Source organism: Pseudomonas sp. FSO-7 (assembly GCF_059579345.1).
The window spans coordinates 1909453-1933056 of record NZ_CM184193.1 but is presented as its reverse complement, the minus strand read 5'-3'; the positions used below and the strand labels follow the sequence as shown (position 1 = coordinate 1933056).

20 protein-coding genes are annotated in these 23604 nt (G+C 56.9%); 3 read left to right on the top strand and 17 right to left on the bottom strand.

The window, feature by feature from the left end; translation table 11 throughout:
• Positions 1–11 precede the first annotated feature (11 nt).
• The 4 genes from AC515T_RS08520 to tviB all read right to left on the bottom strand — a co-directional run bounded on the left by AC515T_RS08520 (position 12) and on the right by tviB (position 4959).
• Positions 12–1190, bottom strand: a complete 1179-nt coding sequence (locus tag AC515T_RS08520) for a hypothetical protein (RefSeq protein WP_496532134.1) — start codon at positions 1188–1190, stop codon at positions 12–14.
• A 147-nt stretch (positions 1191–1337) separates the two neighbouring features.
• The gene (locus AC515T_RS08515; RefSeq protein ID WP_496532133.1) at positions 1338–2561 is read right to left on the bottom strand and encodes an oligosaccharide flippase family protein; all 1224 of its coding nucleotides are present in this window, start codon (positions 2559–2561) and stop codon (positions 1338–1340) included.
• Between the two features lie 5 nt (positions 2562–2566).
• On the bottom strand, positions 2567–3616 hold the full coding sequence (locus AC515T_RS08510; RefSeq protein WP_496532132.1) for an NAD-dependent epimerase/dehydratase family protein: 1050 nt from the start codon (positions 3614–3616) through the stop codon (positions 2567–2569).
• Positions 3617–3681: 65 nt separating this feature from the next.
• Complete coding sequence (gene tviB, locus AC515T_RS08505) at positions 3682–4959, bottom strand: Vi polysaccharide biosynthesis UDP-N-acetylglucosamine C-6 dehydrogenase TviB (protein WP_496532131.1); 1278 nt, start codon at positions 4957–4959, stop codon at positions 3682–3684.
• Positions 4960–5169: 210 nt separating this feature from the next.
• Between tviB and AC515T_RS08500 the strand changes: the two genes are divergently transcribed.
• Positions 5170–5304, top strand: a complete 135-nt coding sequence (locus AC515T_RS08500; RefSeq protein ID WP_496532130.1) for a hypothetical protein — start codon at positions 5170–5172, stop codon at positions 5302–5304.
• 152 nt (positions 5305–5456) lie between these two features.
• Here the strand turns inward: AC515T_RS08500 and AC515T_RS08495 are convergent, their stop codons facing one another.
• The 13 genes from AC515T_RS08495 to mtnA form a co-directional block, all read right to left on the bottom strand.
• The gene (locus AC515T_RS08495) at positions 5457–6500 is read right to left on the bottom strand and encodes an LPS O-antigen chain length determinant protein WzzB (RefSeq protein ID WP_496532129.1); all 1044 of its coding nucleotides are present in this window, start codon (positions 6498–6500) and stop codon (positions 5457–5459) included.
• A gap of 179 nt (positions 6501–6679) precedes the next feature.
• Positions 6680–6886 (bottom strand): lipopolysaccharide assembly protein LapA domain-containing protein, encoded by a 207-nt coding sequence (locus AC515T_RS08490; protein ID WP_496533094.1) that lies wholly within the window; start codon positions 6884–6886, stop codon positions 6680–6682.
• Between the two features lie 46 nt (positions 6887–6932).
• Entirely contained in the window at positions 6933–7235 is a 303-nt protein-coding gene (ihfB, locus tag AC515T_RS08485) for an integration host factor subunit beta (protein ID WP_102700288.1), read from the bottom strand.
• Positions 7236–7382: 147 nt separating this feature from the next.
• Positions 7383–7673 (bottom strand): hypothetical protein, encoded by a 291-nt coding sequence (locus tag AC515T_RS08480; protein ID WP_496532128.1) that lies wholly within the window; start codon positions 7671–7673, stop codon positions 7383–7385.
• Between the two features lie 166 nt (positions 7674–7839).
• A complete protein-coding gene (locus AC515T_RS08475) occupies positions 7840–8814 on the bottom strand; it encodes an NAD-dependent epimerase/dehydratase family protein (protein ID WP_496532127.1) in 975 nt (324 codons plus the stop codon).
• 146 nt (positions 8815–8960) lie between these two features.
• Entirely contained in the window at positions 8961–10652 is a 1692-nt protein-coding gene (gene rpsA, locus AC515T_RS08470) for a 30S ribosomal protein S1 (RefSeq protein ID WP_053120388.1), read from the bottom strand.
• A gap of 119 nt (positions 10653–10771) precedes the next feature.
• A complete protein-coding gene (gene cmk, locus AC515T_RS08465; RefSeq protein ID WP_003183882.1) occupies positions 10772–11461 on the bottom strand; it encodes a (d)CMP kinase in 690 nt (229 codons plus the stop codon).
• Positions 11458–13665 carry a bifunctional prephenate dehydrogenase/3-phosphoshikimate 1-carboxyvinyltransferase gene (locus AC515T_RS08460; protein WP_496533093.1) on the bottom strand — a complete coding sequence of 736 codons (2208 nt, stop codon included), beginning with the start codon at positions 13663–13665 and terminating at the stop codon, positions 11458–11460. The genes cmk and AC515T_RS08460 overlap by 4 nt, the downstream gene beginning before the upstream one ends.
• A gap of 28 nt (positions 13666–13693) precedes the next feature.
• Positions 13694–14806, bottom strand: coding sequence for a histidinol-phosphate transaminase (gene hisC / locus AC515T_RS08455; RefSeq protein ID WP_496532126.1), 1113 nt, complete (start codon positions 14804–14806; stop codon positions 13694–13696).
• A gap of 13 nt (positions 14807–14819) precedes the next feature.
• Positions 14820–15914 carry a prephenate dehydratase gene (gene pheA / locus AC515T_RS08450; RefSeq protein ID WP_003199233.1) on the bottom strand — a complete coding sequence of 365 codons (1095 nt, stop codon included), beginning with the start codon at positions 15912–15914 and terminating at the stop codon, positions 14820–14822.
• Positions 15914–16999, bottom strand: coding sequence for a 3-phosphoserine/phosphohydroxythreonine transaminase (serC, locus tag AC515T_RS08445; RefSeq protein WP_496532125.1), 1086 nt, complete (start codon positions 16997–16999; stop codon positions 15914–15916). Before serC ends, pheA begins: the two co-directional genes overlap by 1 nt.
• 233 nt (positions 17000–17232) lie before the next feature.
• Positions 17233–19896: a DNA gyrase subunit A gene (gene gyrA, locus AC515T_RS08440; RefSeq protein WP_496532124.1), complete on the bottom strand. Its 2664-nt coding sequence runs from the start codon at positions 19894–19896 to the stop codon at positions 17233–17235.
• A 429-nt stretch (positions 19897–20325) separates the two neighbouring features.
• Positions 20326–21402 carry an S-methyl-5-thioribose-1-phosphate isomerase gene (gene mtnA / locus AC515T_RS08435; protein WP_496532123.1) on the bottom strand — a complete coding sequence of 359 codons (1077 nt, stop codon included), beginning with the start codon at positions 21400–21402 and terminating at the stop codon, positions 20326–20328.
• 106 nt (positions 21403–21508) lie between these two features.
• On the opposite strand from mtnA, the gene AC515T_RS08430 reads away from it, so the two are divergent.
• Both AC515T_RS08430 and ubiG read left to right on the top strand, forming a co-directional pair.
• Positions 21509–22840 carry a TRZ/ATZ family hydrolase gene (locus tag AC515T_RS08430; RefSeq protein ID WP_496532122.1) on the top strand — a complete coding sequence of 444 codons (1332 nt, stop codon included), beginning with the start codon at positions 21509–21511 and terminating at the stop codon, positions 22838–22840.
• 61 nt (positions 22841–22901) lie between these two features.
• Entirely contained in the window at positions 22902–23600 is a 699-nt protein-coding gene (gene ubiG / locus AC515T_RS08425; protein WP_060738595.1) for a bifunctional 2-polyprenyl-6-hydroxyphenol methylase/3-demethylubiquinol 3-O-methyltransferase UbiG, read from the top strand.
• Positions 23601–23604: the final 4 nt, after the last annotated feature.

Sequence of the window (23604 nt, the reverse complement as noted above, 5' to 3'; positions counted from 1 at the left end):
AATATTTAAATTCACTTCAAAACCCGAACGAGTTTCATCGCGAAAAATAATCCAAATGACAACACATAAAAAACCAGCGCATTCAGTAAGCTTATTTCACCATACCAAACCCAGTGCATAACCGATGCAGCACAAAGCATATACAGAAAAAGCCGCAAGAAATCGCCATCGCGCCAGCGCGAATCGACAAAACGCAAAAAACAGACGCTGATGAACCCATTAAAGAATACACCAAACAAACCGAAGTTTTCGAACGCCACACCAGCGGCATGGATCCCGCCCATCCCGGTAATGAAGTACCAGTAGGCCGGGTTATCCACCGTAATGGGCTTAACGACACCGAAAGCCGTATAGATAGGAGAAGGTGCCAGCGAAAGAAACATGTCGAGGTAGGTCTGACCATACCGCAAGTGCTCCCCATCCCAGAAGCCTGTCAACTGCTGGACGAGCGGCAGGATGATTGCATTCCAGGAGTTGAACAAAAAGAATTGTTCAATATTATCCGAAGTTAAATCAACATCCATGCGCACCATGGAAACAATAACGCCGCTGCTCAGAACCACCAGCATAAAAGCAGCAACACATAATAATGTTTTAAATTTGATGAGATCGCTGTAGCGAAACATCAAACCCAGCACATAGGCCACTACCAACACAACAAAGTCCCGATCTCCGGTCATCGCGTTGGCAGCGGAATAAGCTAACACCAGCAGCGTCGACAAGGCAAGCATGTGCCTTGATGGATAGGCAAACGCCAATGCAGTGAACGCAATGATAGAAAAAACCACCACAGCCTCAACACCCGCAAACATCTCGAGCATCGCCTCCACATTTATCAGTCTAAACAATACAAAGAAGACCGAGACTGAAAAAAACGCTAGTCCTGCCAACTTGAAGTCCATTGGATAGAAAAAAGCGTTGCGGCGCGAGGAGGAATTTTCGGCAGGCACCAAAAGCCCCAACAGGTAGGCAGTCAGCCCGCCCGCGACACCTAGAAACCAGACAAGCGAAAGCCTGAATACAAACAGGTCATCAAGGTAAAAGCTATAGTCCCCGATCGGCCAAAGCGTAACGGTCTCGCTCCATAGGCTGCTTACCAACCCAAGGAAGGGCACCGAATAGCAGACGGCGTACAACGCAACCAGATATTTTTTGGATATCAGGCACAATATGATTTTAACGACCAACATCAGCAAACATATCGAAACCAGTAATATAACCATAAACCTAACTCAAAAAAATTAAAGCAAACAAAATCGAAAACCAGCTCCAACACTGGCCCCAACATCAATTACAGTCATGCGTATAGCGTGAGCATGACTCATATCTAATAATTTTCATTGCAGCAACTTACGTCCACCCAAGGACGCAAGCACTACAAATTGCGCAGCTAGAGCCAGTAGGAATGACCTGAAAAGATCAATCGCCAACATATCGCCCTTCATACCCGCAAAAACCGTCGACGAGAGATAGACAATCGCGTAAACGCAACTAGCCAGAAAAACAACCTTAGTCAGATTTTTGCTGTGCAGGATCTGAGTAATGATAGTAGTCACAAGGCCAAGACCTCCCGCCAACACCGCATAAGCCAGAAGGTTGGTTTTACTGCACAAACTGCTACCCAGAATACATAACCAGTAACACTGCGTCAGAATCATGAACAAAGGCAAACAAATCGAAACTGCAACACCAAGCATCAAGTACAACTTGCTGGAATTTTTTCCATGGCTCGCCAGCCTGACGATGGCATATGAAGCAAGTGAACTAGGAAGAACCGTGACCAGAATATAGAAAAGAAAAAACAGATTGAAATAGCCTACTTCAGACACACTCCTACTTAAATTTGCAAATATCATCAGACAAATTATATGAACAGGTGCCCCCAGAAGCATGCTTCCAGCGATGGCAGGAACACCAGAACGGGAGAGTAGAGCCACCATCTTTGCAAGGGAAAAGTACTCACGCCCTCTCCCTTTTTCATAGCTGAACTTGCTCGCCTTTATCATAAAAAAACCGAACGCAGGAGCGATCAACGTGCAGAGTGCAAGTGTCAAAATGACGCCCTCTATACGCCCTTCAACCTTCGCGATAGCCAGTACCAAGAGCAATCCAAGCAGTCCATGGGCGGCCAGCGCAGCCACCCATCTTCCAGAGGTGTTTAGCGAGAACATCAACCCGGTTATGGTCAAATTGCAAACACAGGCAAACCCGAGGAAAAACGCGCCGGCCATCAAGTACCCAACATTCACTTCATAAGCGGACGCGGGCGCCGGGAACACTAAAAAAACAACAACACAGAGGGCACCCACAACGATGCCGCCCCATGCCATGAGACTCACGGAAGTCCTGTAGTTTACACTTTCGGCATTCATTACCGCATGGCGACTTAGTGCCACACTCAAGCACTCACCCACCACAGTCGCGATGCCTGTGACGATCGCGTAGTGGTAAGAGAATACGCCGTACAACTCAACCCCTAAAATTTTTGCCAGGCTGAACAGCAAAACAAACATGCAAAGTTTATTTGCTAAAACTGTAATAGCACAAATCTCTTTAATCACAAGAGTTAACTTCTTGCGAAGAACGAAACGTACCAGCCAGCGGCTTTCAACATACCTTCATCCACATTGAAGAGAGGTTGATAGCCCAGCAGATCCTTTGCCTTGTCAATATTGGCTTGCGAATGCCTTACATCACCGGCACGGAAATCCCGATATACCATTTCAGACGTGGTCGTTACGTCGACACTAGACAAAGCACCCTTGATACAAGCAAAGACCTGATTCAATGTCGTGCGGTCTCCAACGGCGATATTGTAAATATTATTTTTTGCTTCCAGACTCGCACAGGCGGCCAGAATATTGGCCTGCACCGCATTCTCTACAAAGCAGAAATCGCGACTCGTTTCCCCATCACCGTTAACGAAAACCTCCTCATTGTTGATCATGGCCGCGGTCCACTTGGGAATAACTGCTGCATAGGCGCCATTTGGATCCTGACGCTTGCCGAACACGTTGAAGTAACGAAGACCAATGGTTTTGAAACCGTAGGTGCTGGAAAATACCTCAGCGTACAGTTCATTTACATATTTCGTGACGGCATAAGGAGAAAGAGGCTTTCCGATAACCCCCTCAACTTTAGGCAGTCCCGGGTGATCGCCATAGGTAGAGCTGGAGGCCGCGTAAGTAAAACTTTTCACCTGTGCGTCTTTCGCCGCGACCAGCATATTCAGAAAGCCATCAATATTGGTGCTGTTCGTGGTAATGGGATCATTGATGGAACGAGGGACGGACCCAAGTGCCGCCTGATGCAGAACGTAGTCCACCGAAATATCAGTGGCCGCATCAAAAGTCATCGCCCTTCTGCAGTCTTCAATATTTCTGATATCCCCAGTCATCAGCAAGAATCGCGCCCATTGCTCCGGACTCACTACCGACTGCACTTCGTCGAGATTACGTTGATGCCCGGTCGCAAAGTTATCGAGCCCAACAACCCGTTGATTCAACTGCAGCAGCGTCTCCAATAAATTGGAGCCGATAAATCCGGCGACACCTGTGATCAACCAAACCTTGGGAGACTGTTGAATTTCAGCTTTGATTTTCTCGAAACGGATCATGTAATTCTCGACTTGGCATTTTTATGTCTGTGATAACCAATCAGGGTCTCCATAGACCCAGAGGATCACAGACGCAGATCTGACTGAGAGACATTTAGTAGATACTTGAGGTCATAGAGAACGTGTTCGGCTTTACCCAGGCTCCGGATGCTCTCAGCGCCCATCGCGGAAAACTCATTATGTGCCACAGCCAGAATAATACCGTCGTAGGAGTTGGCCTCTGGTTGACTGATAGGAGTAATCGAGTACTCATGCATTGCTTCAGCCGCATCTACCCACGGGTCGTACACATCAACAACAATATTGAATTCAGCGAGCTCATTTACGATGTCGATAATTTTGGTGTTGCGCAGATCAGGGCAGTTTTCTTTAAACGTCAACCCCATAATCAGCACTCGTGCACCATCAACATGAATTTTACGCTTTAGCATTGCCTTGACTAGTTGAGAGACGACGTAGGCGCCCATACTGTCGTTTAAACGGCGACCGGCCAGAATGATTTCCGGGTGGTAACCAATAGACTGAGCCTTATGAGTCAGGTAATAAGGATCTACACCAATGCAATGCCCGCCTACCAGGCCCGGACGAAATGGCAAGAAGTTCCACTTCGTCCCGGCGGCCTCCAGAACCGCCTCGGTATCAATACCCATTTTATTGAAAATCAATGCCAACTCATTGATAAGCGCAATATTCAAATCGCGCTGCGTATTTTCAATAACTTTTGCAGCCTCGGCAACTTTGATGCTCTTGGCCTTGTGAGTGCCAGCGATAATGATTGTGTTATACAGCGCATCGACAAGATCGGCAACTTCTGGAGTTGAACCTGCTGTAACTTTTTTAATGGTAGTTACGCGATGCTCTTTATCTCCCGGATTTATGCGCTCCGGACTATAACCTGCAAAAAAATCAATATTAAATTCGAGACCGGATACTTTTTCCAACACCGGCACACAATCTTCCTCGGTAGCGCCAGGATAGACCGTTGATTCATAAATAACGATATCGTCTTTTTTCAGAACACGACCAATGGACTCACTCGCTCTAACTAAGGGCGTCAAGTCCGGCCTCTTGTGCTCATCGATCGGCGTAGGCACGGTAACAATAAATACGTTGCAAGCAGACAACTCACCCAGCGCGGAGCTAAAGCTCAATCCTGACGCGGACTGCAATTCATTATCAGACACCTCGAGAGTAGCGTCGTGACCGGCTTTCAGCGCTTCAATTCGTCGCTGACTGATATCAAAACCTACCACTTGCATTTTTTTGCCAAACTCAACCGCCAGCGGCAAGCCCACATAACCGAGCCCCACTATGGCCAACTTCACATCTTCGAGTTTAAGCATTGTTTTCCCTTGCCATTTATCAATATTAAGTCGATCGTTAGCACTTCACATCTCGCGCATCCAAAACGTACGACATAGCTGCGTAAGCTGGAAATTATACCGAAAGCCCCGCAGGGAACCACAATCATTTACAGCAGTCCGGGAAAGAATCTCCCCCACGCCTTGGCGTAACTGCGAGGAGCAACGTGCCACCCAGGATAATAGCCGCCAATGGAACGACTGGAAACTGCCAACGATCAATTCGTGACCATCGCCACCTATCACACATCAGAGCAAAACTCGACCCTTCCCGTCGAAAAAACGCTGAGCTGGGTGATTACGAGCCAGGAAACATATCAGGCATGATTTCATCGAACCCGGACAGACAGGCAAATCGAAAGTCGATCCACCCGGCACTGCCCGCGAGAAAACAGGACCCAGCTTTCTTCCAGGGCTAAATTAATACCCCATCGCTAGACGATAGGGCACCGAAATATTACTGACAGAGGGGTTAAAGTTTAATCTTCCGATTTCGCTGCGAAGAAACCACGCAACAACACGACAGCCAAACCCAGAATAAAGCCAGAAATAATACCCAAGACAAGGATCAATGCCTTGTTAGGCTTGACTGGTGTATCTGGCAGCTCGACATCTCCGTCCAGCCGATAGACTGACACGGCCGCCGCGTCAATTTCCAACTCTTTGAAAAATTTGTATTTACCCTGAAGCTCACGCAAACTATCCGTGAATGGGTCATCCGAGGTGCGGGCCTGGAGATTTTCGATTTCCGCCTTCAGCGCTTTCGAGCCACGCATGTACGTAAGCTGACCGGACTCACCACCCGCAATAACAGACTGACTCAGCGTAATGACGGGCGGTTTCTCTAATCCAATCGACTCGGCAATGCGTAAGGCTTCAGTCAACCTGGCAATCGAGTCTTCTTTAGCCAAGCGACTAGCATCCCTTGCGGCGCGTATCTGCTGCTCCAAATTACGAGCACGAACCTCAGACTCTATCGAAAGATTCCTGACCATTTCATTTTTAGCTAAATCGCCAGCCTGAGCAATGTATGCTGCCGCCCAATTACCGGCCTGCTCAGGGTTGCTGGTCTGTACGACAACCAAATATCTGTCCGAGGCCTCCTTGAGCGGAGGAACGACACGGAGCACCTTAGAGAAATCCGAATACAAGACGTCCTGGGACCTTTTACGCTGATCCTCGGACAAACTTGGTAGATAGACCTTGTTAAAAAAATTCCGACGCAGCGACTCTGCCTGCAAACGACGAATGTATATGTCGTAGACATCCTTTACACTATAAGGCGCCAACTCCGTATCTCTCGTTCGCCCGTAGTTAAAGTTAGCAATATCGTTCTGAGTTGGCGGAATTACGAAAGCCTTCGCCTCATAAATTGGAGTAGCGACAAAAGCGTAACTCGCTGCAGCGACCCCCCCAAGGACTGCAAAAGCTAAAATGATAAATTTCTGACGTAAAATAGCGCGAATAAATCTTTGAAACTCAAAATCACTTGAATTATTATCTTCTCTAGAGCCGCTCTGCATATCTTGGTAGCCTTTTACTTATAAAGTTACTTTACATTCCACGAACACAGACATTGAGAACCATCGAAATAAAACTCCAGGACTCAGCTGCAACCGTGCCGCGCCCTCCCCCTCCCTTAAGAGCATTCGCAGCATACAACATAGCAAAACCCCGAGCGCTCGAGCACCCAGCTTCAATCTTAATGAGAAACTTGCCGCACCCTCCTTCTGGATCTCAAGGCATAAACGGCTACCATCAAACCTCCCGTGATCATTCCAGCCAGGAATGCGACAACTCCAACAATTGATACCCGCAGCTCGGGGGATGAAAAACCGAAAAAGGAAACGACAACAAGCTGCTGATTTTCCAATACAAAAAGTAAACACGCGACCGCGACCAACAACACCAGCCCCGTGATCGCAAACCGCACTATGCGACTCCCGGCACGCCCGCTACTCCTCAACGTAACCTTCCTCTTCTTCGTTCACCCGATCACGCAACTCTTTCCCCGGCTTGAAATGGGGAACAAACTTGCCATCGAGACTGACTGACTGACCGGTTTTCGGATTACGACCGACACGCGGCGCTCTGTAGTGCAAGGAGAAGCTGCCAAACCCTCGGATCTCGATGCGATCACCGGTAGCCAGACATTGGGACATTTGTTCAAGCATGGTCTTGATGGCCAGCTCCACATCCTTGGATGAGAGCAGCCCTTGGTGGGTGACTATTCGTTCGATCAACTCCGACTTCGTCATATTTTTCCCTTCTTTTTCAAGCAGCTAGATCAAGCGCTTCAAAGGTTTTAGCACGCCCCGCTAAATTTGAACAGCCCGATTTTTTGACATTTTCCACCAGCAAAGGGTTGCCCACTTCCAAAGCAGCGGAACACTGATCGCGCACTCTCAAGCTGGCCTACAGACAACCAGCATGGTACGCGTCAGATAGCCTGCAGGGTTGAAGCCAAAGGGGCCCTCGACCTCATCTTTGGCATCATCTGACCTGGCTAGAACTTTGTAGCCCTGCGCCTTGCACTCTTTGTTCGCTCGCTTACGGCACTTCTCCCATCCTGACCCTAGCCCCGAACAATCAATCTCGATACCACTGACCCCACGCACCGAGTGAGTGTTGGCATTAGTGCCGCAGCCAGCCAGTACCAGTACCATACCTGCCATTACTACGATGAGCTTGTTCATTCGCCTCCTTAGGCCGGGCACGCCGCCCGACTGTCGTCCGCCTCAAGCAAAAGACTAGCTGTAAATAAACGATTCATGCTGATGAACAGGACCACCTGACATGGGTACTAGTTCACGGCTGAAGCAAAACCACCACATCCCTCACAGAAGGCGACACGAGTACTACTCACCCCTCTCTCGTGTGCATCGTTTTGAAATCCCGGCCCGCCTCGATCACTGCCTGATCTGCACCAAGCGGCGCACGCCATCCGAGAAGATTGCAGGCTTTACTGGAGTCCACTACCAGAGACCCACAGAGCTGTTCAAAGGCCCCCCCCAACCTCGCAACGCGAGCACCCCAACGCATAAGACCTAGCGGCATCGGCACGAGCGAAGCCCGCTTACCCATTCCTTCTGCCAAGCGCTCGATAATCTGGGGCGTGGAAAGATCCACCCCATCAGAAATCAGAAATGTTTCGTTAGCGGCCGCTGGATGCTCAATACACAGGGAAATGAAATCCACCAGATTTCGCAGTGACACCATGCTGCGGCGATTATCGACCGATGCAAGTGGCAACGGCAGGCCGATGGCAACCAGTTTCAATAAACGCCGAAAGTTTCCAGGTGCGTGACCTGCATACACAAGCGGTGGACGAATGATTACGAGCTCCATATCAGAACCCTTCAGAAGCTCACGCAGACCCTGTTCGGCCTCCCACTTGGATATCGCATAGTCCGCTTTGGGGGCAGGAATTGAGAACTCATTGAATGGCGTGTTCGTTGTGCTTGATCCATTCACCCCAATGGAGCTAATAAAAATGAAGCGCTTCACACCGGTGGCGAGTGCCTTTCGAGCCAGATCTAATGTGAATGCAACATTGTCTGCGCGATAGAGATCGAGAGGTGAACTCGAGGTTTCTTTCAATACGTGCGCACGACCGGCAAGGTGGATCAGCGTGGTGACGCCCTCGGGAAAAGGCGCATCGACCCAACCTGCGTTGCTGTTGATTACGACCTGAGCTACATCGTTCGGAACTTCCCGAATCTGACTGCGAACCAGCACAGTGAGATCCACATTCTTTTTTGTTATGAGTTGCTGCAGAAGCTCCTGCCCGACAAAGCCGGTAGCTCCGGTGATCAGTATCTTTGGTGAGGGAGTCAAGAATGCTGCTCCAAGTTTGATGGGTTGGTTTCGCATCTTGCCGAATGATCGCAAATCGGCAACGTTTAAGGGTATCGGAAAATTCTGAAAATCGCGCCCACAAAAAAGGGCGACCGAAGTCGCCCTTTTTCATGGTCTGACAGAACTCAGTTCTGTTTTTCCATTTGTGCACGCAGCAGGTCGCCCAGAGTGGTAGGACCAGCAGCAATGTCAGCGGCTGGCTTATCGCGCAGGCTCTGGATTGCTTCTTTCTCTTCAGCATCGTCTTTCGACTTGATGGAGAGCTGGATTACGCGGCTCTTGCGGTCAACGCTGATGATCTTGGCTTCTACTTCTTCGCCTTCTTTCAGAACGTTGCGCGCGTCTTCAACGCGGTCACGGCTGATTTCGGAGGCTTTCAGAGTCGCTTCGATATCGTCGGCCAGGGTGATGATGGCGCCTTTGGCGTCAACTTCTTTCACGATGCCCTTAACGATTGCGCCTTTGTCGTTCTCTTGAACGTACTCGGAGAACGGATCGCTTTCCAGTTGCTTGATACCCAGGGAGATACGCTCGCGCTCTGGGTCAACCGACAGGATAACGGTGTCCAGCTCGTCGCCCTTCTTGAAACGACGCACGGCTTCTTCGCCCACTTCGTTCCAGGAGATGTCGGAGAGGTGAACCAGACCGTCGATGCCGCCGTCCAGACCAATGAAGATACCGAAATCGGTGATCGACTTGATGGTGCCGGAGATTTTATCGCCCTTGTTGAACTGGCCAGAGAAGTCTTCCCATGGGTTGGACTTGCACTGCTTGATGCCGAGGGAGATACGACGACGCTCTTCGTCGATGTCCAGAACCATGACTTCCACTTCGTCGCCGACTTGTACGACTTTCGAAGGGTGGATGTTCTTGTTGGTCCAGTCCATTTCGGAAACGTGTACCAGGCCTTCAACGCCTTCTTCCAGCTCAGCGAAGCAGCCGTAGTCGGTGAGGTTGGTAACACGAGCGGTGACGCGGGTGCCTTCTGGGTAACGGGCTTTGATAGCAACCCATGGATCTTCACCCAATTGCTTGAGGCCCAGGGAAACACGATTGCGCTCGCGATCGTACTTCAGAACCTTGACATCGATCTCGTCGCCAACGTTGACGATTTCCGAAGGATGCTTGATACGCTTCCAGGCCATGTCGGTGATGTGCAGCAGGCCATCGACGCCACCCAGATCGACGAATGCGCCGTAATCGGTGAGGTTCTTGACGATACCCTTGACCTGTTGGCCTTCCTGCAGCGATTCCAGCAGAGCTTCACGCTCGGCGGAGTTCTCGGCTTCCAGGACACTGCGACGGGAAACGACAACGTTGTTGCGCTTCTGGTCCAGCTTGATGACCTTGAATTCCAGCTCTTTGCCTTCCAGGTGCGTGGTGTCGCGCACTGGACGGACGTCAACCAGGGAACCTGGCAGGAACGCACGGATGCCGTTAACGTCGACAGTGAAGCCGCCTTTAACCTTACCGTTGATAACGCCCTTGACCACTTCCTCAGCTGCGAAGGCCGCTTCCAGAACGATCCAGCATTCAGCACGCTTGGCTTTTTCACGGGACAGCTTGGTTTCACCAAAGCCGTCTTCAACCGAGTCCAGCGCAACGTGAACTTCGTCACCGACGTTGATGTTCAGTTCGCCAGCGTCGTTGTAGAACTGCTCAAGCGGGATCAGCGCTTCAGACTTCAGACCAGCGTGAACGGTTACCCAGCGAGCCTGGTAATCGATATCAACGATAACGCCGGTGATGATGGAGCCTGCCTGAAGGTTCAGGGTTTTCAAGCTTTCTTCAAAGAGTTCCGCAAAGCTTTCGCTCATTTTAATTCCTGTTGATTAGGGCGAAGTAAACGCCCATCTCCACACCCCAGACGATGTGGGTTAGTTTCATATAAAAGAAGCACCGCAGGACTATGACTGGTCCCCTGCGGAGCTTCCTGTCACCCGGCGATATCGCGAAGCGCGATCTCGCTCATGATGCGTTGCAACACCTGATCAATGGACAACTCCGTGGAATCCAGCTGTATCGCATCGGCCGCCGGCTTTAGCGGGGCTACTGCGCGCTGGGTATCACGCTCATCACGTGCACGGATCTCATCTAGCAGACTCGACAGACTAACATCCTCGCCTTTGCCCTTCAACTGCAAATATCGGCGACGCGCCCTCTCCTCGGCGCTGGCGGTGAGGAAAATCTTCAGCGGCGCATCGGGGAATACCACCGTGCCCATGTCGCGACCGTCAGCCACCAGTCCCGGCGGCTCCTGGAATGCGCGCTGGCGTTGCAGCAAGGCTTCGCGCACCGCTGGCAGCGCGGCGACCTGGGAGGCCCCGGCGCCCACGCTTTCGGTACGGATGACATCACTGACTTCGTCACCTTCCAGGATAATTCGCTGGAGCTGACCGTCGGTCGCCGCAATGAATTGCACGTCCAGATGAGCCGCCAACGCCTTGAGCAACTCCTCGTTGGTCAAATCAACGCCATGGTTGGCGGCGGCGAACGCCAGCAGACGGTACAAGGCACCCGAATCGAGCAGGTTCCAGCCCAACTGCCTGGCCAGGATCCCGGCGACGGTGCCCTTGCCCGAACCGCTTGGGCCATCGATGGTGATGACCGGTGCCTTGATGTTCACGACTGCGCCTCTTGTGCTACTCGGATACCGACCTGCGCGCACAGCGCCAGGAAGTTCGGGAACGACGTCGCGACGTTGGCGCAATCATGGATGCGAATCGGCGCGCTGGCGCGCAAAGACGCAACACTGAAGGCCATGGCGATGCGGTGGTCACCGTGACCATGGACTTCGCCGCCGCCGATCTGGCCGCCGTCGATGATAATGCCGTCCGGGGTCGGCTGGCACTTGACGCCCAGGGCAAGCAAGCCGTCAGCCATCACCTGGATGCGATCCGATTCCTTGACTCGCAGCTCTTCGGCGCCAGTCAGCACGGTACGCCCTTCTGCGCAGGCGGCCGCCACGAACAGCACCGGGAACTCGTCGATGGCCAGCGGAACCAGCGCCTCCGGAATCTCGATACCCTTGAGTCTAGCCGCTCGTACGCGCAAGTCCGCTACGGGTTCGCCGCCGACTTCACGCTGGTTTTCCAGGGTGATGTCGGCGCCCATCAGGCGCAGGATGTCGATCACGCCGGTGCGGGTCGGGTTGATGCCGACATGCTCGAGCACCAGGTCGGAGCCTTCGGCGATCGAAGCGGCCACCAGGAAGAACGCCGACGACGAGATATCGCCCGGCACTTCGATGTGGGTCGCGGTCAGCTTGCTGCCAGACTCGACGGACGCCGTGGCGCCATTCACCGTGACCGGGTAGCCGAAGCCGCGCAACATGCGCTCGGTGTGGTCGCGAGTCGGGGCCGGTTCGGTGACGGTGGTCTTGCCTTCGGCATAGAGACCGGCCAGCAGCAGGCAGGATTTCACCTGGGCGCTGGCCATCGGCATGGTGTAGGTCAGCCCCTTGAGCTTGTTGCCACCGCGGATGGTCATTGGCGGACGACCGTCGGCGGCCGTCTCGATGACCGCGCCCATTTCCCGCAATGGGTTGGCGACGCGATTCATCGGGCGCTTGGACAGCGAGGCGTCACCGGTCAGGGTGCTGTCGAAGTCCTGCGCAGCCAACAAGCCGGACAACAGACGCATAGAAGTCCCGGAATTGCCCAGGTAGATCGGCCCCGGGGCAGGCTTGAGGCCGTGCAGGCCGACACCATGGATGGTCACGCGACCGTGGTGCGGACCTTCGATGACCACCCCCATGTCGCGAAACGCTTGCAGCGTCGCCAGGGCGTCTTCGCCCTCGAGGAAGCCTTCCACCTCGGTCACGCCTTCGGCCAGGGAGCCGAGCATGATCGAACGGTGGGAAATCGATTTATCGCCCGGTACACGAATACGCCCACTCAGGGAGCCACCAGGTTGTGCCAGGAAAATCAGATCGTTGGAGTTCATAGCGTCCACATAGGCCCGACGGGCCAGGATTTTACTGAAATGCTCGCGGGCCACCCTGGCGCGTGTGAAAACGCCCAGCAATTGGTGCCCGTCCCCTGCATCGACCGCGTCGCGCAAGGCGTCGAGATCGCTGCGAAATGTATCGAGTGTGCGCAAGACAGCTTCGCGGTTGGCGAGGAAGATGTCGTGCCACATGACCGGGTCGCTTCCGGCGATTCTCGTGAAATCGCGGAAACCGCCGGCAGCGTAACGGAAGATCTCAAGATTTTCATTGCGTTTGGCCAATGAATCCACCAGGCCGAACGCCAACAGGTGCGGCAAATGGCTGGTAGCCGCCAACACTTCATCGTGACGCTCGACCTGCATGTGCTCGACATCGGCGCCCAGTTCGCGCCACAAACGGTCCACCACCGCCAGCGCGGCTGGATCCGTCTGGTCCAGCGGCGTGAGGATCACTTTGTGACGACGAAACAGCTCGGCGTTGGAGGCTTCCACCCCGCTCTGCTCGGAACCGGCAATCGGATGGCCGGGCACAAAGCGCGCCGGCATCCCGCCGAAAGCCTCGGTGGCGGCGCGCACAACGTTGCCCTTGGCACTGCCGACGTCGGTCAGGATCGCTTTCCCCAGATTCATAGTCGCCAGGCGCGCCAGCAGTTTTTCCATGGCCAGGATCGGCACCGCCAGCTGGATCACGTCCGCGCCTTGGCAAGCGATTGCCAGGTCATCTTCGCAGCGATCAACGACACCCAGCTCCACCGCCAGCTTGCGCGACTGCGGATCCAGGTCGACACCGACCACCTCGCGGCACAAGCCGCTTTCCCGCAAGCCCTTGGCAAACGAACCGCCGATCAACCCCAGGCCGACCACCACCAGGCGACCGATCATAGGGGCAACAGGTTGCAGCGAAGTGACATCAACCACGAACCAGAACCTTGCTCAACGCCTCGAGGAAACGGCTGTTTTCCGCCGGCAGGCCGATGGTGATGCGCAGGTGGTTCGGCATGCCGTAATTGGCCACCGGACGCACGATCACACCTTCGCGCAACAGCCCCTGATACACCGGCGCAGCGACACGCCCCAGGTCGATACAGATGAAGTTGCCTTTGGATGGAATCCAGCCCAAGCCCAGCTCACGCAAACCCGCTTCCAACTGCTGCATACCGGCCGCGTTGAGGCGACGGCTTTCAGCCAGGTAGGCTTCATCCTGCAGGGCCGCGCAGGCCGCGGCCAGGGCGAAGCTGTTGACGTTGAACGGCTGACGCACGCGGTTCAGCACATCGGCCACCACGGCGGTGGACAGGCCGTAGCCGACCCGCAGCGAGGCCAGGCCATAGGCTTTGGAGAACGTGCGCGAAACCAGCAGGTTCGGGTAGGCCGCGAGGAAATCCAGGCCATCGGGCAAATCGCTGCCTTCGGCGTATTCGATGTAGGCCTCGTCCAACACCACCAGCACGTGTGCGGGCACGTCCTGCAGGAAGTCGTCCAGGGCCTGGGCATCGAACCAGGTGCCGGTCGGGTTGTTCGGGTTGGCAATGAAGACCACGCGAGTGTTGGCGTCGATGGCAGCCAGCATGGCCGGCAGGTCGTGCCCCCAGCCCTTGGCGGGAACCACATGGGCCTGCGCGCCGACGGCCTGGGTCGCGATCGGGTAGACCGCGAACGCGTGCTCGCTGAACACCGCGTTGAGACCTGGCGCCAGGTATGCACGAGCGACCAGCTCAAGGATGTCGTTGGAACCATTGCCCAGCGTCACTTGGCTCAGCTCGACGCCACAGCGCTCGGCCAGCAGGCTTTTCAGTGCGAAGCCATTGCCATCGGGGTAACGGGTCAGCTCAGCCAGTTCGTCGCGGATCGCCGCCAGTGCCTTGGGGCTCGCGCCCAACGGGTTTTCATTGCTCGCCAACTTGACGATGCTGGCCGGATCCAGGTCCAGCTCGCGGGCCAGTTCGTCCACGGGCTTGCCCGGAACGTAAGGCGAGAGTTGTTGCACGCCTGGCTGAGCCAGCGCGAGGAAGTTGCCACTCATTTGCTATCCGCCCTTAAAGAACTGCCTTGGGGTAGGAACCCAGCACCTTGAGTGCCACTGCTTCCTGACTGATTTTCTCCAGCACACCTTTTACCAGCGGATCGCGGTGGTGGCCGACGAAATCGATGAAGAACACGTAGGTCCATTTACCGCTGCGCGACGGACGGGTCTCGATCCGCGTCAGGTCGATACCGTTGTCATGGAACGGCACCAGCAGCTCATGGAGCGCGCCAGGCTTGTTGCTCATGGACACGATGATCGAGGTCTTGTCGTCGCCGGTCGGCGGGACTTCCTGGCTGCCAATCATCAGGAATCGCGTGGAGTTGTCCGGACGATCCTCGATTTTTTCCGCCAGGCGGGTCAGGCCGTAGAGGCCGGCCGCCATGTCGCCGGCAATCGCCGCCGAGTTCCACTCGCCCTTGACCCGCTTGGCCGCCTCGGCGTTGCTTGAGACCGCCACGCGCTCGACATTCGGGTAATGGGCATCCAGCCACTTGCGGCACTGGGCCAGGGACTGGGCGTGGGAGTAGATCCGGCTGATGCTGTCGGTCTTGGTGTTCTCCCCCACCAGCAGGTGATGGTGGATGCGCAGCTCGACTTCGCCGCAGATCACCATGTCGTGCTCAAGGAAACTGTCCAGCGTGTGGTTGACCGCGCCTTCGGTGGAGTTTTCCACCGGCACTACGCCGAAGTTCACCGCGCCCGCTGCCACTTCGCGGAAGACTTCGTCGATGGCCGCCATCGGCTTGCTGATCACGGCGTGGCCGAAATGCTTCATCGCGGCAGCCTGGGTGAAGGTGCCTTCGGGGCCCAGGTAAGCGACTTTCAAAGGCTGCTCAAGGGCCAGGCACGAAGACATGATCTCGCGGAACAACCGCGCCATTTCCTCATTGCCCAGAGGCCCCTTATTGCGCTCCATGACGCGCTTGAGTACCTGCGCCTCACGCTCCGGGCGATAGAACACCGGCACTTCGCCTTCGGCCAGGGAGGCCATTTTCACCCGCGCCACTTCCTGGGCGCAGCGCGCACGCTCGCTGATCAGTTCCAGGACCTTTTCGTCCAGGGCATCGATGCGCAGGCGCAGCGCCTTGAGTTCTTGCTCAGACATCAACCATGTTCCTTCTCGAACTCTGCCATGTAGGAAATCAACGCATTGACCGCGTTGATATCGACGGCGTTGTAGATGGAAGCGCGCATGCCGCCGACCGAACGGTGGCCCTTGAGGTTCAGCAGGCCGCGCTCGTCGGCACCGGCCAGGAACGGCTTGTCGAGACGGTCGTCGGCCAGGCGGAACGGCACGTTCATCCACGACCGATCGGTCTTGTTGATCGGGTTGCTGTAGAGGCCACTGGCGTCGATGAAGTCATACAGCGTGCGCTGCTTCACTTCGTTGAGCTTGCCGATGGCTTCGACACCGCCCTGCTCCTTCAGCCATTCGAACACCAGGCCGGACAGGTACCAGGCCAGGGTCGGCGGGGTGTTGTACATCGAGCCGTTGTCGGCCGCGACCTTGTAGTTGAGCATGGTCGGGCACAGGGAACGGGCGCGACCCAGCAGGTCTTCACGAATGATGCTGACCAGGATGCCGCTTGGGCCGATGTTCTTCTGGGCGCCGGCGTAGATCATGCCGAAACGGGAGATATCCACAGGGCGCGAGAGGATGTCCGAGGACATGTCGGCCACCAAGGGCACGTCGCCCGTTTCCGGGATCCAGTTGAATTCCAGGCCACCGATGGTTTCGTTCGGCGCGTAGTGAACGTAGGCCGCGTCCTTGGACAGGTTCCACTCGTTCTGGCCGGGAATCGCGAAATAGTCGTAGGGCTTGGCGGTGGCGGCCACGTTGACATGACCGTAGCGCGAAGCTTCTTCGATGGCTTTCTGCGACCAGATGCCGGTGTCGATATAGTCGGCGCTGCCGTTTTCCGGCAGCAGGTTCAACGGGATCTGGGCGAACTGCTGGCTGGCGCCACCTTGCAGGAACAGCACCTTGTAGTTGGAGGGGATGTTCAGCAGATCACGCAGGTCCTGCTCGGCCTTGGTGGCAATGGACACGAACTCATCGCTGCGATGGCTCATTTCCATGACCGACAGGCCCTTGCCGTGCCAGTCGAGAAGTTCACCCTGGGCACGCTTCAGGACCGCTTCAGGCAGCGCCGCCGGGCCGGCACAGAAGTTATAGGCTCTCTTGCTCACATCCAATCTCGCTCTGATCTGGTGGTCACGTAAATCTTGTGTTCTGCACATAGGGCCCAATGTGGGAGCGAGCTTGCTCGCGATTGCAGTGTGTCAGTCAATATCAATGCTGCTGATCCACCGAAATCGCGAGCAAGCTCGCTCCCACAAAGAGCGGAATGTGCAGTGTCGCAAATTTTCAAACGGAACAAACAACAAGGGGGCGAATCTTCATCCGCCCCCTGCGTGTCCGCTTAGTCCTGCGGTTCTTCTTCGTCTGCGGCAGCGTCGAGCGGTTGGTCGCCGGTCATGTCGTCAACGTCGGTAGCAAGAGTGCCGTCGAACGCCACGCCCTCCTCGCCTTCCAGCTCCTCGCCTTCGACTTCAGATGGCTCCTGCACCCGCTCAAGCCCGACCAGCGTTTCGTCGCTGGCCAACTTGATCAGCGTCACGCCCTGGGTGTTACGACCCAGGCTCGACACTTCGGCGACTCGCGTACGCACCAGGGTGCCCTGGTCGGAAATCAACATGATCTCCTCGCCATCGAGCACCTGGACAGCACCGACCAGGCGGCCGTTACGCTCGTTGCTGACCATGGCGATCACGCCCTGGCCGCCACGCTTGTACTCAGGGAACTCGCTGATGGCCGTGCGCTTGCCATAACCACGGGCCGAAGCAGTGAGGATCTGGCTGCCTTCTTCAGGGATCAGCATGGAAATCAGCTTCTGGCCTTCCGGCAGGCGCATGCCGCGCACACCACGAGCGGTACGGCCCATGGCGCGAACATCGGACTCCTTGAAGCGAGTGACCTTGCCACCGTCGGAGAACAGCATGACCTCACGCTCGCCGTCGGTGATGGCGGCGGAAATCAGTACGTCGCCTTCGTCCAGCTCCAGGGCGATCAGGCCGACGCTGCGCTGGCGGCTGAAGGACTCCAGCGGGGTCTTCTTCACGGTGCCCTTGGCAGTGGCCATGAAGATGAAGTGACCTTCGGTGTACTCCTCGACCGGGAGCATGGTGGTGATGTATTCATCACTGTCCAACGGCAGCAGGTTGACCAGCGGACGACCACGGGCGGCACGGGACGCTTCGGGGATTTCGTAGGTCTTGAGCCAGTACACCTTGCCCTTGCTGGAGAACAGCAGCAGCGTGGTGTGGCTGTTGGCGACCAGCAGGTGAGCGATGTAGTCCTCGTCCTTGACGCCGGTCGCCGACTTGCCCTTGCCGCCGCGACGCTGGGCCTGGTAGGCGGCCAACGGCTGGGTCTTGGCGTAGCCGCCGTGGGAAATGGTCACCACGCGCTCTTCTTCCGGGATCATGTCACCCAGGGTCAGGTCCAGGCGCGCATCGAGGATCTCGGTGCGGCGCACGTCGCCGTATTCGGCGCGGATCACTTCCAGTTCTTCGCGGATCACTTCCATCAGGCGCGTGGCACTGTTGAGGATGCGGATCAGCTCGCCGATCTGGTTGAGGATTTCCTGGTACTCGGCCAGCAGCTTCTCGTGCTCCAGACCAGTCAGGCGGTGCAGGCGCAGTTCCAGGATGGCTTGCGCCTGTTCCGGGGACAGGAAGTACTTGCCGTCGCGCAGGCCGTATTGCGGGTCGAGGTTCTCCGGGCGGCACGAGTCGGCGCCAGCGCGCTCGACCATGGCCACCACCGCCGTGGACTCCCAAGGCGTGCTGATCAGCGCTTCCTTGGCTTCCGACGGCGTTGGCGAGGCTTTGATCAGGGCGATGACCGGGTCGATGTTCGACAGGGCAACGGCCTGGCCTTCGAGGATGTGGCCACGCTCGCGAGCCTTGCGCAGCTCGAACACCGTGCGGCGGGTGACCACTTCACGACGGTGACGCACGAAGGCTTCCAGCAGGTCCTTGAGGTTCAGGATCCGCGGACGGCCGTCGATCAACGCAACGATGTTGATGCCGAACACGCTTTGCAGCTGGGTCTGGGCGTAGAGGTTGTTGAGGATCACCTCAGGCACTTCGCCACGACGCAGCTCGATCACGACGCGCATGCCGTCCTTGTCGGACTCGTCACGCAGCTCGGTGATGCCTTCGAGCTTCTTCTCTTTCACCAGCTCGGCGATCTTCTCGATCAAGCGGGCCTTGTTCAGTTGGTACGGCAGTTCGGTGATGACGATCTGCTGGCGGCCACCGACCTTGTCGATGTCTTCGACGGTCGAGCGGGCGCGCATGTAAATGCGGCCACGGCCGGTGCGGTAGGCTTCGATGATGCCGGCGCGACCGTTGATGATCGCGGCAGTCGGGAAGTCCGGACCGGGGATGTATTGCATCAGCTCATCGACGGTCAGCTCGGGATTGTCGATGAGGGCCAGGCAACCGTCGATGACTTCACCGAGGTTGTGCGGCGGGATATTGGTCGCCATGCCTACGGCGATACCGCTGGAGCCGTTGACGAGCAGGTTCGGGATACGGGTCGGCATGACCGCCGGGATCATTTCGGTGCCGTCGTAGTTCGGCACCCAGTCCACGGTTTCCTTGTGCAGGTCGGCCAGCAGCTCGTGGGCCAGCTTGGTCATGCGCACTTCGGTGTATCGCATGGCCGCGGCGTTGTCGCCGTCCACCGAACCGAAGTTGCCCTGGCCGTCGACCAGCAGGTAGCGCAGGGAGAAGGGTTGCGCCATACGAACGATGGTGTCGTACACGGCAGTGTCGCCGTGGGGGTGATACTTACCGATCACGTCGCCGACGACACGGGCGGATTTCTTGTACGGCTTGTTGAAGTCGTTGCCCAGCTCGCTCATCGCGAACAGCACGCGCCGGTGCACGGGCTTCAAGCCATCGCGCGCATCCGGCAGCGCCCGCCCGACGATTACGCTCATTGCGTAGTCGAGGTAGGACTGTTTCAGCTCGTCTTCGATATTGACCGGGAGGATTTCTTTGGCCAGTTCGCCCATGAGAAGCCTGATTCCTTTTTCTGGTGAAACCTCGTCACATCCAGATGGGACGAACGAAGCTCGCCGCTGCAGAACAAATGCCGTGCAGCGACTTACGACAAATCAACGAGTTATGCCATGGATCTGCGCAGTAAAGGCCACCTCGCGAGGCAGCCCTGGAAACCGCCGGATGTTATCACAAGAGCCGCCACGCACCTATCCCCCAGATGCGCATGGTGCGTAGTTAGTTGACCGGTGACAGGCTGATATGGGACCAGAGGGGCTTAGAAGCGTTGCGGATGGAGATTCAGGGGGCAAATGCAAGGGATTTGTTGCCTTTAACGGCCTCATCGCGAGCAAGCTCGCTCCCACAGAGTTTTATGAACGCCAAAAAACCCACTGTGGGAGCGAGCTTGCTCGCGATGACGGCCGATCAAACCCTGAAAATCTTCAGTGCAACCGCTTACGGCACATCAACTGCGCCAGCTTGGCGGTGTCTGGACGCTCGATGATGCCCTTCTCGGTAACAATGACATCGATCAAATCCGCCGGGGTGACATCGAAGACCGGATTGAAGGCGTCCACCTCCGCGCCGAGCCGCCTGCCGCCGATTTCCAGCAGTTCGCGCCCGTCGCGCTCCTCCGCCGGGATGTCGTCACCACTGGCCAGGCTCATGTCGATGGTCGAGCTGGGCGCCACCACCATGAAACGCACGCCATGGTGCATGGCACAGACCGCCAGCTGATAAGTGCCGATCTTGTTCACCACGTCACCATTGGCGGCGATGCAATCGGCACCGACGACCACCCAGGTCACCCCCTTGGTCTTCATGATATGGGCGGCGGCGGAATCGGCGTTGAGGGTCACCGGGATGCCCTCACGGGCCAGTTCCCACGCGGTCAGGCGCGAGCCTTGCAGCCACGGCCGGGTTTCGTCGGCATAGACGCGCTCCACCATGCCTTCGATATACGCCCCCCGGATGACCCCCAAGGCCGTACCGAAACCGCCGGTGGCCAGGGCGCCGGTGTTGCAATGGGTGAGGATGGCCTGGGCGTTGCCCTGGTGCTTGCGGATCAGGTCGACGCCCAACTGGGCCATGGTCAGGTTGGCTTCGCGATCACTTTCGTGGATCGCGATGGCTTCGGCCTCAAGCACCGCCAACGGCTCGGCCTGTTCTTTCAAGCGCCCCAGCCGGTCGCGCATCCGATCCAGCGCCCAGAAAAGATTCGCCGCCGTCGGCCGGGCCTCACTCAGCAAGGCAAAGTCGGCTTCCAGGGCCGCTTGCCATTCGCCGCCCTCGGCCATCCTGGCCCGCGCCGCCAGCACCACGCCATACGCCGCACTGATGCCGATGACCGGCGCGCCGCGCACGGCCATCGAGCCAATGGCCTCGGCCACATTGGCGACGCGGGTGCAGGCGATCCAGCTTTCTTCGAACGGCAAGACGCGCTGGTCCAACAGGTACAGGACGCCATCACGCCAATCGATGGCCTTCACCTTCTCCGCAGCCAATAGTCGATCGCGCATCCTTCACCCCGTACTCATGAACAAAAGCCGCCGATTATAGCGATCCCTCCGCGAAGACGCTCGGGTATACTTCGCCCTCCTTTATACCCCATGGAACCGTTCCACGATGCCCAAGCCTGCCGTTGCGCTCGACTTATTATTGCTGCCGACCTGGTTGGTGCCTGTCGAACCCGCCGGTGTAGTGCTCAAGGACCATGGCCTGGGCATTCGTGACGGTTGCATCGTGTTCATCGGTCCCCGGGCAGAAGCCCTGAAGTGTGACGCCACCGAAGTCCGTGAGCTGCCCGGCATGCTGCTCAGCCCCGGCCTGATCAACGCCCACGGCCACGCGGCCATGACCCTGTTTCGCGGCCTGGCCGACGACCTGCCCTTGATGACCTGGCTGGAACAGCACATCTGGCCGGCTGAAGCCAAATGGGTCGATGAAGATTTCGTCCGCGATGGCACCGACCTGGCAATCGCCGAGCAGATCAAGGGCGGCATCACCTGCTTCTCTGACATGTATTTCTACCCCAAGGTCGCCAGCGAGCGTGTCCACGACAGCGGTATGCGCGCGCAAATCGCCATTCCGATCCTCGATTTCCCGATCCCCGGGGCCGCCAGCGCCGACGACGCCATTCGTCAGGGCATCGAATTGTTTGGCGACCTCAAGCACCATCCACGGATCAAAGTCGCATTCGGTCCACACGCGCCCTACACGGTGGGTGACGAGAACCTGGAGAAAATCCGCGTGATCGCCGAGGAACTGGACGCGGCCATCCATATGCATGTTCACGAAACCGCCTTCGAAGTGCAGCAGGCTGTGGATAACACCGCTGAGCGGCCAATGGCTCGCCTGGGACGCCTTGGCTTGCTGGGGCCACGCTTCCAGGCCGTGCACATGACTCAGATCAGCGACGAGGACCAGGCCCTGCTGGTAGAAAGCAATTGCAGCGTGATCCACTGCCCGGAGTCGAACCTGAAGCTGGCCAGCGGTTTCTGCCCGGTGGAACGCCTGTGGCAGGCCGGCGTCAATGTCGCCCTCGGCACCGACGGTGCGGCGAGCAACAACGACCTGGACCTGCTCGGCGAAACCCGCACCGCCGCCCTGCTGGCCAAGGCCGTCGCCGGTTCGGCCACGGCCCTGGATGCCCATCGGGCCCTGCGCATGGCCACGCTCAACGGCGCCCGGGCATTGGGCATCGAAGCGACCGTCGGCTCCCTGGAAGTCGGCAAGGCCGCCGACCTGGTGGCCTTCGATCTGTCAGGCCTGGCCCAGCAGCCGATCTACGACCCGGTGTCGCAACTGATCTATGCCTCCGGCCGTGATTGCGTCAAACACCTGTGGGTAGGCGGCAAGCCATTACTGGAGGATGGCCGGCTGACCCGCATGGACGAACCGACACTGATCGCCAAGGCCCAGGCCTGGGGTCGCCGCATCAGCGGCCACAACGAATGACCACGCCCCTTGAGCCACGGCTCGGGGCATCTGATTTTTCAAGCTTTTCGAGGATCTGCACATGAGCAACGTCGACCACGCCGAAATCGCCAAGTTCGAAGCCCTGGCCCATCGCTGGTGGGACCGTGAAAGCGAATTCAAACCGCTGCACGACATCAACCCGCTGCGAGTCAACTGGATTGACGAACGGGTCAACCTGGCCGGCAAGAAGGTCCTCGACGTCGGTTGCGGCGGCGGCATTCTCAGTGAAGCCATGGCCCAGCGCGGGGCGACGGTGATGGGCATCGACATGGGCGAAGCGCCGCTGGCGGTGGCGCAACTGCATCAATTGGAGTCGGGCGTCAGCGTGGAATACCGGCAGATCACTGCCGAAGCCCTGGCCGAAGAAATGCCCGGCCAATTCGACGTGGTCACCTGCCTGGAAATGCTCGAGCACGTGCCGGACCCGTCATCGGTCATCCGCGCTTGCTTTAGCATGGTCAAGCCGGGCGGCCAGGTGTTTTTCTCCACCATCAACCGCAACCCGAAGGCCTACCTGTTCGCCATCATCGGTGCCGAATACATCATGAAGCTGTTGCCACGGGGCACTCACGACTTCAAGAAATTCATCCGGCCTTCCGAACTGGGCGCCTGGAGCCGTGCGGCCGGGCTGACCGTCAAGGACATCATCGGCCTGACCTACAACCCACTGACCAAGCACTACAAGCTGGCCGCCGACGTTGACGTCAACTACATGATCCAGACCCTGCGCGAGGAGTAAGTCG

Coding starts and splice junctions, on each gene's coding strand:
- rpsA (WP_053120388.1), bottom strand. CDS start 10,652: ATGAGCGAAAGCTTTGCGGAACTCTTTGAAGAAAGCTTGAAAACCCTG.
- AC515T_RS08430 (WP_496532122.1), top strand. CDS start 21,509: ATGCCCAAGCCTGCCGTTGCGCTCGACTTATTATTGCTGCCGACCTGG.
- pheA (WP_003199233.1), bottom strand. CDS start 15,914: ATGTCTGAGCAAGAACTCAAGGCGCTGCGCCTGCGCATCGATGCCCTG.
- AC515T_RS08520 (WP_496532134.1), bottom strand. CDS start 1,190: ATGTTGGTCGTTAAAATCATATTGTGCCTGATATCCAAAAAATATCTG.
- hisC (WP_496532126.1), bottom strand. CDS start 14,806: ATGAGTGGCAACTTCCTCGCGCTGGCTCAGCCAGGCGTGCAACAACTC.
- ubiG (WP_060738595.1), top strand. CDS start 22,902: ATGAGCAACGTCGACCACGCCGAAATCGCCAAGTTCGAAGCCCTGGCC.
- AC515T_RS08500 (WP_496532130.1), top strand. CDS start 5,170: ATGGAACGACTGGAAACTGCCAACGATCAATTCGTGACCATCGCCACC.
- gyrA (WP_496532124.1), bottom strand. CDS start 19,896: ATGGGCGAACTGGCCAAAGAAATCCTCCCGGTCAATATCGAAGACGAG.
- ihfB (WP_102700288.1), bottom strand. CDS start 7,235: ATGACGAAGTCGGAGTTGATCGAACGAATAGTCACCCACCAAGGGCTG.
- mtnA (WP_496532123.1), bottom strand. CDS start 21,402: ATGCGCGATCGACTATTGGCTGCGGAGAAGGTGAAGGCCATCGATTGG.
- AC515T_RS08480 (WP_496532128.1), bottom strand. CDS start 7,673: ATGAACAAGCTCATCGTAGTAATGGCAGGTATGGTACTGGTACTGGCT.
- AC515T_RS08460 (WP_496533093.1), bottom strand. CDS start 13,665: ATGATCGGTCGCCTGGTGGTGGTCGGCCTGGGGTTGATCGGCGGTTCG.
- AC515T_RS08495 (WP_496532129.1), bottom strand. CDS start 6,500: ATGCAGAGCGGCTCTAGAGAAGATAATAATTCAAGTGATTTTGAGTTT.
- tviB (WP_496532131.1), bottom strand. CDS start 4,959: ATGCTTAAACTCGAAGATGTGAAGTTGGCCATAGTGGGGCTCGGTTAT.
- AC515T_RS08510 (WP_496532132.1), bottom strand. CDS start 3,616: ATGATCCGTTTCGAGAAAATCAAAGCTGAAATTCAACAGTCTCCCAAG.